Below are 14,048 nucleotides of genomic sequence, written 5' to 3'. Positions count from 1 at the left end.
TCCGACCCGGAGCGTAGTTTCACATCACTCGTTGTCGATAGAGTAACCGTCGACGTGCCAGAGCAACTCACGGTCCAGATGTCATGCACGGTACTCGATATACCGGTTGTTTGTTGTACCGGATGAGTCAGCACTGAAGGCCCGGTTACACTGCAATGAACGGTCTGAGGAGGAGTGGTGTTGGAGCAATTCGAATCGCGATATCCCCAGCGCCCCCCGCCCTTACCTGTGATTTCCAGGGATGCAAACAGATCGCAGCGGCCCGCAGCAATCACCGATCCGTTGTTATACAATTCCAGTCGGATCGGTGCTCGTTCGATATTAACTTTGACCGCATTGAGTATCGCGGTTTCGGTGGGCGGTGCGACTTCGCCAGAGTCGTTGACCTCGCTGACAAACACACCTCCGCATGTATATTCACGCCTGTCGATACTCCGAATGCAGGGAAAATCCAGGGTACGGTACGCGGCTTCAACTCCCGAATTGATGGCCGACGGCCGGGTCGTTGAAATTACAACCTCTATACGCATTGTGTCCGGATAGGGTTGCCACGCCTTGTACTGCGTGAATACAAAATTGGAGAGCTTGAGGGGAGACCATTCATCAATCGGTCGTGAGAGATCGACCTGTGGCGAATAGGAGAATGCGTGGGAAGGGATGGCAGTAAGTTGGAACAATAGAATTAGTGCGATAGAGTTAACGATGCGCATAGACGCCCTCGGGTATTGGTTGTTTTTCCAGAGAAGCGAATTAGCGCCGCAGCATCCCTTTCGCCCATATGTTCCACCGTGCCTCATACGCCTGCACCCGTTCGTCGATGGCTGTCTGTGATAGCCCCCGCCTTCGGGCTTGCTCGTGAAGCCGCATGCGTTGTGCACGATGATTTTCTAACGCGCGTGGCGCGATGGAGGTCCCCGTGGGGGTGAACCACAGGCCCAGCCAGTCAAATCCATGTTCAATCCTTCCCAATTGGGTTTTATCCGGGTGCGTTGCAAAACCACTCAGATTAAAAAATTCATGCCTACGCTTTACACTGCGCCGCAGTTGCCAACGCGTACGGGCAAGCAACACAAATAAGCTTTTAACCCGTCGCTTTCAGTCTTATTCATATTCCAGACTAAAGGTGGCAATGGCGCTGAACGGTCCGTGTTCAATGCTGCGTTTGGCAATCGCCTCCGGTTCACCCTGCACATAGGCCTGTACCGTCAGCGTGTTGCTGCCCCCGTCCAGCCGGTAGCCTGGCCCGATTTTATTGAGCGGCAGTTTCTGCCCCTCCGGAGTTTCCATACCGATGGCAATACCGGAAGCCTGGCTGCCGCCGTCAATCGCCAGCAGCCCCTTCAGGCGTGGGTTTTCCGTGCCGCTGAAGGTCACCTTTACCGTTTTTCCCAGGCTCAGATCGCACGCCGTCAACCGGATAGCAAACGCCTGGCCACGAGTGCGTTGGTTGGTGTACAGGTATTTGTCGATCATCGTGCCAAATTCCAACTTCACACTCTCATCACCCGGCGCAATCACACAGGGTTCCGCCACCAGTGCACCATGAAGGCGTATATTGTCGGCCTGCACCGTGCCACTAAATGCCATCAGCAAAGCGATCGGTGCCACATAAATCAGTCCGTTGCGCCCGTTCATTGATAGACCGCCTTTAAAGTTGCCGTGGCTTCAAACGGCCCCTCGGTTAACGTTGCACCCGTTCGTTGATGGCTGTCTGTAACTGCCCCAGCCTTCGGGCTTACTTATAAAGCCGGCGTTGTGCACGGTGATTTTCTTACGCGCGTGGCGCGATGAAGAACCGTGAGAGACTATGCATTTTCCCCACTGGAGATCCGATATATTCACTGGGATCGGCCGGGCCTGGGCTCATAATCCTGTCGAGGGTCAAACTTCCTGTAAGACCCAATCTGGTTAAGGCCATGAGATGGTTATGATGCCCGCCCCCTGGTAGCTCCCGGGTTGAGCTGTGGAGGATTTGAGTTTGGACAGGATCGCCACTGGGTGAGCGTAGTTACCGGTGGTGAAGTCCATCGCCGTTAACCCCTCCGCCTCTATATATAATCCGGAATCGATTTCATCCGACCCGGAGCGTAGTTTCACATCACTCGTTGTCGATAGAGTAACCGTCGACGTGCCAGAGCAACTCACGGTCCAGATGTCATGCACGGTACTCGACATACCGGTTGTTTTTTGTACCGAATGAGTCAGCTCTGAAGGCCCGGTTACACTGCAATGAACGGGCTCGGGCGGGCCTACGTTCCAGGTGGTGCTCGTCCACGCCATGATGGCACGCGACGGCGTTATACTCGCATGTACGGTACAAAATAGTCCGTTGTTCGTCTGGATCCTCCATCCAGTGGCTCCGATGACATACGCGACGGGGATATGCGCTCCAATAAGGGTAGCTATTATACGGCTTGGGTCGGTTCTGGTAGCAGTAGCGCTAGGGACCCTACAAGTGCTCGATTCAGTAGAGCATGAGTAGGATCTGGGCCCAATAATTGTTAAACCGCTGTGAACGGTGCTGCCGAAGCAGGATGCGCCCGGTTGGTAATAAGTCGAACTGATCCCACTTACGTCGATCCCGGTAACGATGTAATAATTTCCGGTAGGATCTATTTGTAGATCGAGGGAAGCACCGTAAGCAGCTATGGTAGAAAAGAATAAAAAAACAAGTAGAGTCAAACGCATAGTGACCTCAAAATGAAATGAAGCAGGAAGTGGTAAACGGGCGAGCACATACAAGACCCGGTGTCGTTAATCTGTTCCACCAGTAGTCCTCACTCATCGTTGCATCACCCAAATCTTTCACCGTTCTTCATACGCCTGCCCGCCGCTCATCGATAGCCGCCTGTAATAGACTTCGTCGTCGGGGCGTGCTCGTAAAGCCACCGGCGTTTTAGATGGCGATTTTCTAACGCACATGGTGCAATGGTGGTTCCAGTAGAAGTAAACCACCGGCCCAAGCCAGGCCTAAGCATTTAACCCGTCACTGGCCGCCTTATTCATATTCCAGATTAAAGGTGGCAATGGCGCTGAACGGTCCATGTTCAATGCTGCGTTTAGCAATCGCCTCCGGTTCACCCTGCACATAGGTCTGTACCGTCAGCGTGTTGCTGCCCTCGTCCAGCCGGTAGCCTGGGCCGATTTTATTGAGCGGCAATTTCTGCCCCTCCGGAGTTTCCATACCGATGGCAATACCGGAAGCCTGACTTCCACTGTCAATCGCCAGCAATCCCGTAAGGCTTGGGTTTTCCGTGCCGCTGAAGGTCACCTTTACCGTTTTTCCCAGGCTCAGATCGCACGCCGTCAACCGGATAGCAAACGCCTGGCCACGAGTGCGTTGGTTGGTGTACAGGTATTTGTCGATCATCGTGCCAAATTCCAACTTCACACTCTCATCACCCGGCGCGATCACACAGGGTTCCGCCACCAGTGCACCATGCAGGCGGACATTGTCGGCCTGCACCGCGCCGCTAACTGCCATCAGCAAGCCGATCGGTACCGCATAAATCAGTACTTTCATTGATAGACCGCCTTTAAGGTCGCGGTGGCTTCAAACGGCCCCTCGGTTAACGTTGCACCCGGCCGCTTTACCGGCACGGCCTCAAGCTGCGGTGGGTTGGTCAGGCTGATGGGGATCGGTTTATTCAGTTCAAAGGGCACGCCATTTTGCTTAATCTGGATAGCCAGATCGTTAACGCCGGTCACGACTACCGCCGCCCGGTCGTAATCCGCCGGGGTGCCGACGATTTCCAGCGTCATCGCGAAAGCATTGGCGTCAGGATCGCAGGTGATCCGGTAATTCATTGGCCGCAGGTATTGCACTCCATCCACTTTTTTCACCCCCACACGGTTGCCAAAATCGACATCGACCTCGCTGCCGTTGTTGATGGTGCAGGCGGGCGGCTCAACCAGGGTACCGTAGAGCCGCATATTTTCCGCAGCCAGCCCTGCCGGGCTCAGCACGCTGCCAATCAGCAGCAGGAGAGTGCATGAATAGCGCTTCATCGATATTCCACTTTCATCGTGGCTCCGGCAGAAAATGGCCCGCCGGTCAGGCTGGCGCCTGGGCGTTTAACCGGCACCGCCTCAAGCTTTGGCAAATCCGGATAGGTAAAATTCAGCCAGGTGTTGATCGGCATACGGTTACCGTTATTAAGCAAGGCAATGCCAAAGTCGGTTTTTGCCGTACCCAGGACGTCACCATCAAACGCCGCGCCATTGCCGTCTATCAACATCCTCACCGCATTTGACGTACCGCCCTGGCACTGCACCGAGTAGACGATCGGCATCTTTTTATAATCTCCCCCTACGCGGGTCGTCATCACGTCGTTACCGAACTTCACTTCGATCAGATCGTTGTGGTTGATCTCGCACGGCGTTGCCACCACCGTCACGTTGACCGTTACCGTAGCCGAGGAGGAATTCTCCATCGCCTGGGATCCCGCTCCCCAACAGGCCAGTGCCAGGCCTAGCGCATACAGCGCCGCTCTCTGCCCGCATAACATTCCCGTATCCATGTCACCCGCCTTAGTCATAGTTAAGCCTGAAGTCTACATGGGCCGAATACGCACCCGCCTGTAGCGGTGCACGCGTGCGTTCCGGTGTCACAACGTAGTCCAGCGAGTCTTGGCCTGCGGCCAGCAGCAAAGGTGCCCCACGGCTACCCAGGCGAATATCCCGGCCGAGCGAGTCTTGCATACGTAACGCCACCCCGGAGGCCCCACGCACGCTTATCAGCTGTGGGTTGTTCGCATCCGCCGGGGCAACAAAACTGACAGACACGGCAGGCTGTTGGAGGCTCCACAACAGATTTGCGTTACGGTCATCACGGTTGTTCGCCGTGCTGCGCAGGCAGTCCCGCAGGCGCAGCCTGACGGTTACCGGTGTGCCCTGTGCGCCAATTTTCGCCATGCGCCCAGTACCGGTTTCCCCCAGCCACACATCCTGGTAAGCCGAGGCCATTTCCAACCGGCACGCGCTCTCGGTCAGCGCACCGTGCACACGCAACACGCCATTGGCACCCTCAACATTCCCGTTATCCGCGGCGCGGGCTTCCGCCAGCAGTGCCATCATGCTGCCTAATACCATCAACACCGCTGCAGCCTGCTGTGCAGGGCAAGACCAGCCCCCCTTCCCTTGTCTTCGTTGTTGCATGTTCCGCTCCCTGTGTTACACCAGTCATCAGCTTTGTTTGACCGGCCTGGCCTTGCAGTCGGCCCCGCCACAACTGAACTGCAACCGCGGGCGGCCGCCGTAGTCGTTAACGTAAGTCAACACCGGCGCATTACCCAAAATGGATACGCCAAGATTCAACATCGCTTTATCTTGTGGCGGCACCATCAGCGGTTCAAACCCCTTAGCGCCAGCTCCGCCTTGCTTGCCGCTGGCCTCGACAATCGTCACGTAATATGGCGTCGGGTTATTGACCTGATACTTGTCACCCTGCCTGGTCAGCGTCAGCTGTTCCTGCCACGGGGCCGCACCTTCGGTATTGCTCAGCGCTTTGGGCCGGTAAAACAGCTTGATGCGCGTTTGCAACGCCAGTTGCAGCGTGTTGGGCTTTTCGCTCTTTGGCGGGATCTCGCGCAGGTTGAAATAAAACAGCGTCTCGCGATCCTGGGCCAAAAGGTTAGCGGCAGGTAAGGCCTGCACCTTGATCTGGCTTTTTGCACCTGGCTCCAGGCGCTGCAAAGGCGGCAACACCGTCAGCGGCGTGGTAATTTTATTGCCCTGCGCATCTTCCACCCAGCCCTGAGCCAGATAGGGCAGTTGTTTGTTCTCGTTGCTGATACTCAGGCTGACCGATTTGTCAGCACCGTTAAACACTACGCGAGTGCGATCCAGCGCAATCGCCGCCTGTGCCTGCTGCATGCACAACACACTTATCAGCAGACCGCCCGTTAGGGATAAGAAAGGTTTATTCATAGAGTTCATCGTTAATTACTCGCTATCTGATTTCTTTAAATTCAGTAAAAATTGGCCGGAGAAAGATGAAGCTATTTCACCCTGCCACAATGGCTAAAAATTCTTTTACTGTCGTATACATCACTCACTCTGCCTCTGCAGTTACCGGCAGTAGCCGACATGGCAACAGGAGGTCTGTGGTATCGGAGTGCGGTATTTGCGCCGGCAGCTTAAGCGCACATCGCGCCTGCCCGTTCCAGTGCACGGTCATTGCTTCTCCCGGATTAATCCCGCTCAGGTAAACGCTGCCACCGTCGTTAACGATACCCACGTCCTGCTTTTTGTGGTTTTGCACTGTGGCACCAAACGGTGGCGTAGAACCATCAGCCAGGCGGAGCACCGCCATGGCTTTCTCACCGGCTATCACCTCAAACCTGCGGTAGCCAATGGCCCCTTCGGTCAAGGTCGCCTGCACCACGGATCGCGTCGCCTCGGCGTTTTCAGGCAGTTTATTCAGATCGATGCTGACCTTGTTGCGGTAGTAACTGTTCACGTCGGTGATTACCGCTTTACCGAAGCCGTTGGTACGTGTCACGGCACCATAACCGCCGATCGGAATATCCGCTACGCCGTCGGTATCCAGCAGTATGCGCGTGCCGCCAATCATCCCGGCTCTGTGCAGCGCGGCGCCTTGAAGGGTGGCCGTTGCCCCCCCCTGTAACGATAACCCCGCCGATGAGTAACGCCCTTCCTGGTAACTGGCGTTGGCGTTCACCTGCGCCATATCGCCCTGATGGGTGTAATAACCGCTCGCCGTACCGCCGCTGCGGGTGATACCGCTGCTCAGTTGATAACTGTCACCATTTTCAAGTCGGTCGTAATAACCCACCTGATGAGTGTTGTCGCTGCGATCATAGCTACTGCTGTAGCTGAACGATTTGCTGCCACCCCAAGGTACCGACAGCGAGAGGTACATGCCGTCATCGTTGGTGCCGTTATACTTATTGCGGTACCCCGTCAACGACAGGCTCAGGTTTCTGTACTGACCGATGTCGAAATTGCGCGACAATGTCAGGGTATAGCGATCGTTGGCAGCACTGTTCCAGTAAGTCTGGTGGTTATAGTTCAGGTAGGCGCTTAATCCGAGATCGCGGAAGTGCTGGCTGAAACTGATGGTGTACATCTCTTTGCTGCTCTGGTTGCGGGTGCCATAGGTCAGCGCATCCAGGTACTCACTCATCGACATGTAGTCACGCTCAGAGAAGCGGTAACCGGCAAAAGTCACCTGACTGTCATACTCGTCGAAGTTTTTCGAATAGCTCAACCGGTAAGAGCCGCCGGTCAAGGTGCTATCCTCCCACTGTGGCAAGCTCACACGCGACTGGGTCACATCAAACGACAGCGCGCCGAACATCATCAGGTCACGCCCCACACCCACTGCCAGCGCGTTATAATCCCCGCCCGCCAAGCCGCCGCCGTACAGCGACCACCCGTTGCTAACCCCCCAGGAAAACTCCCCGGTGGCAAACAGCGCTCCGTTAATGTTGTGCTTCCAGTCAGAAGGTCGACCACTCGCGACTTTGTAACGCACGGTCCCCGGCCGTGTAAGGTACGGAATGCTGGCGGTATCGATGCGGAATTCTTGTACGCTACCGTCCTGCTCTTCGATCCGCACATCCAGTTGCCCGGAGACAGCGTCATTGATGTCCTGTATGCGAAACGGGCCCGAGGCGACCTGAGTCTCATACAGCACACGCCCCTGCTGGCTGATCACTACCTTGGCATTAGTACGCGCCACCCCGGTCACCTCTGGCGCGTAGCCACGCAGGTTCGGCGGCAGCATGCTGTCATCACTGACCAGGCTGGCACCGGTGAAGCGGAAGCTATCAAAGATGTCGGAATACAGGTAATCCTCTCCGACCGACAGCTTCGCCCCCAGACGGGAAATAGCCCGGTAAGCGTAAAAGCGGCTCCAGTCCCAGTTCTGACGCGTCCCTTCAGCGCTGCCGTTTTGATGATCCAGGCGAGTTTGCCAGTCCGCACGCAGCCGCCACGAACTCAGATTGGCGCCAACCGTGCCATTGCCACTGACGTTGTAGCTCTGCTGGCCACGTTGCTGCTGGCGCTGGGTCTGTGCATTCACGTAATAATCCATCAGTAGGCCCGGAACACCCTCATCCCAGCGTGAAGGCGGATCCCAGTTGTCTGCCGCATATTCCAGATAGGCCTGCGGCAGGTTTACGGTGAGGCTGGCGCTGCCCAGATCGGCACGCGCCGACATTCCCTGCAGACTATCCAGAGTCAGGCACTCACCCTGATGCCACCAGGTCAGTTTTTCTTTCATATCCGGCTTTAAGCCGAACTGTTCGACCATTGCAGGGCTGATACAGGCTGCACTGTCTTTGGCATCGCTCTCTGCGGGATAAAAAATTACGGATTGCTCAGGCAACTCCTGCCTGTTAATTCGTACCAGCATCATGTAACTGCCCGGCATGATATAGCCGCCGCGAGAGAACTGTCCCAAATCAATATTCTCTCGATCTTTTAAATCAAGCACATTGGTATTAAACTGCACCTCTTCCGCACTGGCATCCCACACGAAGAACCCCAGTGCACAGGCAATATAAAAACCCAAAGCACGGGGGCGAAAGGGTAATAAATTCCATTTAGGCATTATCATGCTAATAAATCCATTTTTATTCTTGTGCCAGCGATATCAATGAAAAACCCATGCACCGGAAAAATAGCATACACACCGATTCAATCAGTCTCCGCTCTTAAAGTCCGAGCCAGCAAGAACCGATCAGTAATAATCCATTTTAAATCTGATCGTTGAGGTATATTCCCCACTCCGTAACTTCTGTTGATTACTGACCAATCGCAGAAAGTAATTAAGCTCTCTATCGCTCACGACAACATCAGGCAAAAGTGTTGGATTCCCGGGCATGATTATATTGCCGTGACGGTCAGTAAGCTGCAGGGCTATACCTTCAGCCTGCCCATCGACACCGAATAGTCCATTATCCACCCGGCCATCAAATGTCACCTGAAAACGTTGCCATTGTGTTAAATTATCGTCAACTCTATTTAAAACACAGTTAACTAACCGAATAGTAAATGGATGAGTCAGCCCTTGTCCGTCACGTATTATTTTGGTTAATGGCATCACGGAAATATCAATAGTTTGATCGCGGCTGTCTGTATCAATAGCGCAGGCTGTTTCTATAACAGCGCCTTGCATGTTGACCCGCCCCCAACTCGCCACCGCCTGACTAGTTGGCAAAGGTAAAAGTATCAACAGGCAAAGCGTCGAATAAGGAATCATTAGATGTTTCATTGCTGACAAACCTTCCGTAGACAATACTCAAAAGAATGCATGCGGGATACACCCGCATGCATAATTAACTATGTCATTGGACCGGATTATTTGTAGTTCAGAATGAAATTTGCCACGCTCTGGAATTTACCAGGAATGATAGTCTCAGCCTCGCCACCATCACCTTTCAGATAAGCACTGAAGGAAAGTGTGGTTTCAGTAGAGCCGGCACTAATAGTATTTTCAGAAGTTGGCTGGCCCAGCTTTATCACATTGTTGCTGCCGTCGGTAATAGCAATACTGGCACCTTTAGCGTCGCCGGTCATACCCAGCAAGCCATCTTTACCTGGGGCACCATCAAAGGTCGTTGTTACCAACTTGGCCGTTTCCAGGCTGCATTTTTCCAGATGGATGTCAAAAGGTTTAGGCGCGGAATTACCACCTTTCAGCAGGGAAACGTTAGAAACTGCACCAAGATCTACCGTCTGGTCCACAGAATTCGGATCAATTGAACAAGGAGCATCGATAATAGAACCCGTAAATGTTACTTTACCGTGGCCCTGATCGGCAGCCTGTGCGCCAGAAATAGTACCGAAAGCGAATACTGCTGCCATCATGATTTTATTCAATTTCATTTTTTGCTTCGTCCTTAATAAAAAAGTTTATCCTATTTTCTTTTCGTCGCGGCAAGTTAATGCGATATCACACCCTGAGAGGCATAGCGGGTCGTCACCTATTTGCAACGTACCCACTGCCTAACTCCATGAACAGGGCTTCGGCGACTGAATAAATGCTACATAAAAAAATAAAAAAAAGACAAATAATCCAATTAATCGATCAAAATTAGCATTTAAAACCAGATTAACAAAAATCATGGCAAGCAAAGAGCATTAATACCCAGGTTCTTCTAAAGCATCTACAAGTTATATAGCGATAATTTTTATAAGTTTTTTGCTAAAAAATAATTACCAACTTTAGGGTTGACGAGGAGCGTCTAAAACCTCTAAATTCCGGGCAGCAAAAAAACAAGACTATTCTTATTGCGCAGTAAACAAAAAATTCGAGTTAAGGGACAAGTGAGATACCCATGAAATACATTATAAATTTAACAATAATTTTCGATCCCAAAGGCAGAGAGTTGGTACTGAAAAACGACAGTCAGTTATCATTGGGTTTATCGAAGCCCGCAACTCGCCTGTTAAATGAACTGGTTAACAACAGCAACATTGATTTATCCCGCGATCAGTTGATCAAGCGTGTATGGGAGGATTATGGGTTTTCGCCCTCTAATGCCACTCTGAATAATCACATTAGTGAATTAAGAAAAGCCTTCGAGAGTTTAGGGGCCAACAAGGACATTATCGTCACCCTGCCGCGTCTTGGGTTCAGGCTGCAAGCAGAAATCTATCCTATTGTTTTAACAGCATCTAACGTTAACAATCCGGTAGTACAGACAGAAAACACGCCTCTGTTAACAGAAGATGCAGCCATGGTGATAGACGCCAGTCCTGTAGAATCGTCAACAGATAACGGAATGAAAATCAGGGGAAAAAACGCTCTTTTGATAGTCGGTTTGATAGCAGTCGTTACCGTTGCAGGCCTGACACTAGCTAACTTTTTCAAGAAGGAGGCAAGACCCTCCAGCGCCATACAGAACAAATGCAACATTTATAATGTTGATGGTAGTCTTCCATCGTCCGGGTTGGCCCTAAAAGCAAGGAAAATGATAATTGCTGAAGGTATAGATTGCTCCCAGGAGGAGACTGATGTTTACTATGCGGAGACTCGCCCTAACAATGAATTCCTTAGGGTTTTCTTTATGGCAGTTTGTGTTAAAATTGACGATGACAGCTATAATAATTGCATCAACTATAAAATAATTAAGTGATACTTCATGAAAAGAACAATTTTTATAATGTCATTTTCCATTGTGATTATCACTTTAATAATCCTGACATTCCATAGCTATCTAACCAGGGGGAACTTTCGTTGTGATACTCAAGTGAAATCCAGGATCGCTATCGAGGGACAAGACGAATTACACCTCAACCTGCATATAGACATCGTTTTTACCACGCCTGAAAAAGGCGCAATGAAGTTAATAGGGACACTTAAAGGAAGTAATCATGATTATAAAATATCCAGAAGCTTGTCACTTAAAGTGAACGAGTCAAAATTAAGCTCTATGAATAGGGTGACTATAGTAAAACAAACCATTCACCCCATAGATAACGTCCCTGAGGAATTCTGGCAACGTTACATTACACCAGAAAAAAACGGTGTCGAATTTTATGTTGAAATAAAGGAAACTAAAAAAAACACATTTATTTTTAAAGGATTATCCAACCCATATTTTCTTTGTAACCGATACGGTGATTAGCAATAAAAACCCGCTAAAAAAACAAACAACAGCCTGGCAAAAAAACAGCGAATGTAAATAAATGCAATTGCGTTGATTTGTTTTAATCAATCAAACGACATCAGCCGGGCTATTTACTCTGCTTAAGACCGGATTTTTATGTATCAGAGAGCGGAGCCAGAATCATATCAAACAGAAGAAGGCGTGTTCAGCCATCCACTGACCTCCGGCTTCAGCAGAACAGACAAAATGCGTCCCTCACATTGATATTGAACGCAAATAAAAAACACCTACCGAGATCACCATTCTCAACAAACCTCATGATATCCCTAATCAATGATAACAATCCTTGCACATAAGGTTTAATTTTCATCTTAACTACTTTTTCGTCTGGCATGGAATATTATTCTTAACCATAAAAGTCCCCTGCCTGTCATAAAGATAAACAATCATCAGCTGGCACCACAACCACTCACTCTCCATGAACATGAAGTGTTGGTTTACCTCCTATACGATAAGTGCGCTCAGGCGTTCCGTGATGAGAAAGTTAAATTACGCACGTATTAGTGAATTGTTCTGCTGGATGTTGCAAGGTTGTTTATCTAAAGTTTGGCGGTGCGCGGCCGATACCGATCCTAGCCTGGCCCCGCTTTACGGCCGTTGAATCTGGAATGTGAAACTGAATATGAGCGGGACTTTCTGTAGCGACGAAGCAAAACGCCTGGCGGCGCTTGAGATGCTCAAAGCCGATGATGCGGATCGCGATGACATTCTTCAAAAATTTACCCTGCTGGCCAGCGAACTGCTGGGCATTCCCGGCAGCTTTGTCTCGGTTCTTGATGATGAAAACCAGTTTATTAAAGCTTCCTGTAATTTTGACCTGAAACAAACGTCGCTGCAGCATGCTTTTTGCCGTCATACGCTGGAGCTGGGCAAAGTACTGGTGTGCCACGACACCCATCTTGATAGCCGGTTCAGCCAGCATCCGCTGACCCTGGGTGAACCCTTTATCCGCTTTTACGTGGGTGCCCCGCTGCGCAACCGCGACGGCATCACCATCGGCACCCTGTGCGTCACCGATATTAAGCCGCAGGCGTTTTCTGCAGAGCAGATCCGCCTGCTGGAGCTGCTGGCCAGCCTGGTCATTGGTTATCTGGATGCCTGGTATATTGCCGGCTATCAGGATGTGGTGACCCGTCTGCCAAACCGTCAACGCCTGATGAAAGATATTGAACTGCTGCGGCAGGCCGGCAACAACGAACCTCATCATCTGACGCTGATCGACTGCATTGATATGCCGCGTGCCTATGAGATTGCCCGATCGGTCGGTATGAACGCCGTGGAAACCCTGCTGAGGGAGCTGACCGCTATTCTGCGCACCCGCCTCGGGCTGGAGAGTGATGACGTTCTGTATACCGTTGCGGTCGGGCGCTTTGCCCTCCTGAGCAACAGCCAGCAACGTGCGGGCGGGCGCGAAATGAGTCAGCAACTGGGAGAGATACGCGCCCATCTGTTCGACAACATTACCATTGATGCGAAACCGCATGTTGGTGAGGTGAACTTTGTACCCACCGGGTCGGAGGTACCTGAGGTACTGCGCCGTGCGGTCAGCGCACTGCACGAAGCCATCAGCCTGAAACAGAGTTATATGGCTTATAATGCCGACAGCGATGGCCGCAGAAGTCAGCATTTCCGGCTGCTGCACGACCTGGCCGCGGCGGTTCGCGGCGCACCGGGCCTGTATCTGGTTTATCAGCCACAGATGTCTCTGCGCCTGGGCAAGCCGGTCGGGCTGGAAACACTGCTGCGCTGGGATCATCCCGTGTACGGTAACATTCCCCCCGATGAATTTATCCCGCTGGCGGCACAAACCAGCCTGATGGAGGAACTGACGGAATGGGTGATTGACCATACCATCGCTCAGCTTCGCCTGTGGCGCAGCAAGGGGCTGGATCTACCGGTCTCGGTCAATATGTGCATCAGTGATTTTTCGCGTGTGGACTTTGCCGATAAGCTGGAAGCCAGAATGCTCAATGCCGGATTAAAACCGGGCGATTTGTGCATAGAGTGTCTGGAGAACGAGCAGGTGCTGGAAAATGCCGATGCCAGGCGGGGACTGAATAAGCTGAAGCAGCGCGGATTCCGCATTGCGCTGGATGATTTTGGCTCCGGGTACAGCAATATTAATACCCTGTGCCGCATTCCGGTGGATGTGATCAAGCTGGACCGTTCGCTGATCCAGCCGCTGTCCCACGACCCGGCCAGCGAAGTGATCGCCCGCCATATCATCACCATGCTGAAAGAGCTGCACTATGTGGTGCTGGCTGAAGGCGTGGAAGATCAAAAAACCCTGGCCTCACTGCAGCGTCTGGGCTGCGATGAAATCCAGGGTTTTTATTACTCCCGGCCGCTCATTCCTGAGGGCGTGGAGCGCTGGCTGCGTTCACATTATCCCCAGGCCTGACG

At 51.9% G+C, this 14,048-nt stretch carries 13 protein-coding genes; 3 read left to right on the top strand and 10 right to left on the bottom strand.

From position 1 onward, the window contains the following. From ACZ3HG_RS19195 to ACZ3HG_RS19150, 10 genes are all read right to left on the bottom strand, one after another. Positions 1-710: hypothetical protein (locus tag ACZ3HG_RS19195; RefSeq protein ID WP_465333914.1), on the bottom strand; the 710-nt coding region annotated here is incomplete at its 3' end. Between the two features lie 391 nt (positions 711-1,101). After that, complete coding sequence (locus ACZ3HG_RS19190; protein WP_465333912.1) at positions 1,102-1,635, bottom strand: fimbrial protein; 534 nt, start codon at positions 1,633-1,635, stop codon at positions 1,102-1,104. 1,363 nt (positions 1,636-2,998) lie between these two features. Next, entirely contained in the window at positions 2,999-3,523 is a 525-nt protein-coding gene (locus tag ACZ3HG_RS19185; RefSeq protein ID WP_465333910.1) for a fimbrial protein, read from the bottom strand. After that, positions 3,520-4,008: a fimbrial protein gene (locus tag ACZ3HG_RS19180; RefSeq protein WP_465333908.1), complete on the bottom strand. Its 489-nt coding sequence runs from the start codon at positions 4,006-4,008 to the stop codon at positions 3,520-3,522. The genes ACZ3HG_RS19185 and ACZ3HG_RS19180 overlap by 4 nt, the downstream gene beginning before the upstream one ends. Beyond that, positions 4,005-4,520 (bottom strand): fimbrial protein, encoded by a 516-nt coding sequence (locus ACZ3HG_RS19175; protein ID WP_465333906.1) that lies wholly within the window; start codon positions 4,518-4,520, stop codon positions 4,005-4,007. The genes ACZ3HG_RS19180 and ACZ3HG_RS19175 overlap by 4 nt, the downstream gene beginning before the upstream one ends. A gap of 10 nt (positions 4,521-4,530) precedes the next feature. Further along, a complete protein-coding gene (locus ACZ3HG_RS19170) occupies positions 4,531-5,157 on the bottom strand; it encodes a fimbrial protein (RefSeq protein ID WP_465333904.1) in 627 nt (208 codons plus the stop codon). A gap of 27 nt (positions 5,158-5,184) precedes the next feature. After that, a complete protein-coding gene (locus ACZ3HG_RS19165) occupies positions 5,185-5,928 on the bottom strand; it encodes a fimbria/pilus periplasmic chaperone (protein WP_465333902.1) in 744 nt (247 codons plus the stop codon). 124 nt (positions 5,929-6,052) lie between these two features. Further along, a complete protein-coding gene (locus tag ACZ3HG_RS19160) occupies positions 6,053-8,587 on the bottom strand; it encodes an outer membrane usher protein (RefSeq protein WP_465333900.1) in 2,535 nt (844 codons plus the stop codon). Positions 8,588-8,710: 123 nt separating this feature from the next. Continuing rightward, positions 8,711-9,244 carry a fimbrial protein gene (locus ACZ3HG_RS19155; RefSeq protein ID WP_465333898.1) on the bottom strand — a complete coding sequence of 178 codons (534 nt, stop codon included), beginning with the start codon at positions 9,242-9,244 and terminating at the stop codon, positions 8,711-8,713. An 86-nt stretch (positions 9,245-9,330) separates the two neighbouring features. Further along, positions 9,331-9,858, bottom strand: a complete 528-nt coding sequence (locus ACZ3HG_RS19150; protein WP_465333896.1) for a fimbrial protein — start codon at positions 9,856-9,858, stop codon at positions 9,331-9,333. A 452-nt stretch (positions 9,859-10,310) separates the two neighbouring features. Here ACZ3HG_RS19150 and ACZ3HG_RS19145 point away from each other — a divergent pair, with 452 nt between their 5' ends. The 3 genes from ACZ3HG_RS19145 to ACZ3HG_RS19135 all read left to right on the top strand — a co-directional run bounded on the left by ACZ3HG_RS19145 (position 10,311) and on the right by ACZ3HG_RS19135 (position 14,046). After that, positions 10,311-11,111: a winged helix-turn-helix domain-containing protein gene (locus ACZ3HG_RS19145; RefSeq protein WP_465333894.1), complete on the top strand. Its 801-nt coding sequence runs from the start codon at positions 10,311-10,313 to the stop codon at positions 11,109-11,111. A 6-nt stretch (positions 11,112-11,117) separates the two neighbouring features. Further along, positions 11,118-11,603 (top strand): hypothetical protein, encoded by a 486-nt coding sequence (locus ACZ3HG_RS19140; protein WP_465333892.1) that lies wholly within the window; start codon positions 11,118-11,120, stop codon positions 11,601-11,603. Between the two features lie 664 nt (positions 11,604-12,267). Then, a complete protein-coding gene (locus ACZ3HG_RS19135; RefSeq protein ID WP_465333890.1) occupies positions 12,268-14,046 on the top strand; it encodes a sensor domain-containing diguanylate cyclase in 1,779 nt (592 codons plus the stop codon). Positions 14,047-14,048: the final 2 nt, after the last annotated feature.

The organism is Erwinia sp. PME.40.26/001, assembly GCF_055556675.1.
Note: the sequence above shows the minus strand (reverse complement) of the source record. Positions and strands in the feature narration are given on the sequence as shown.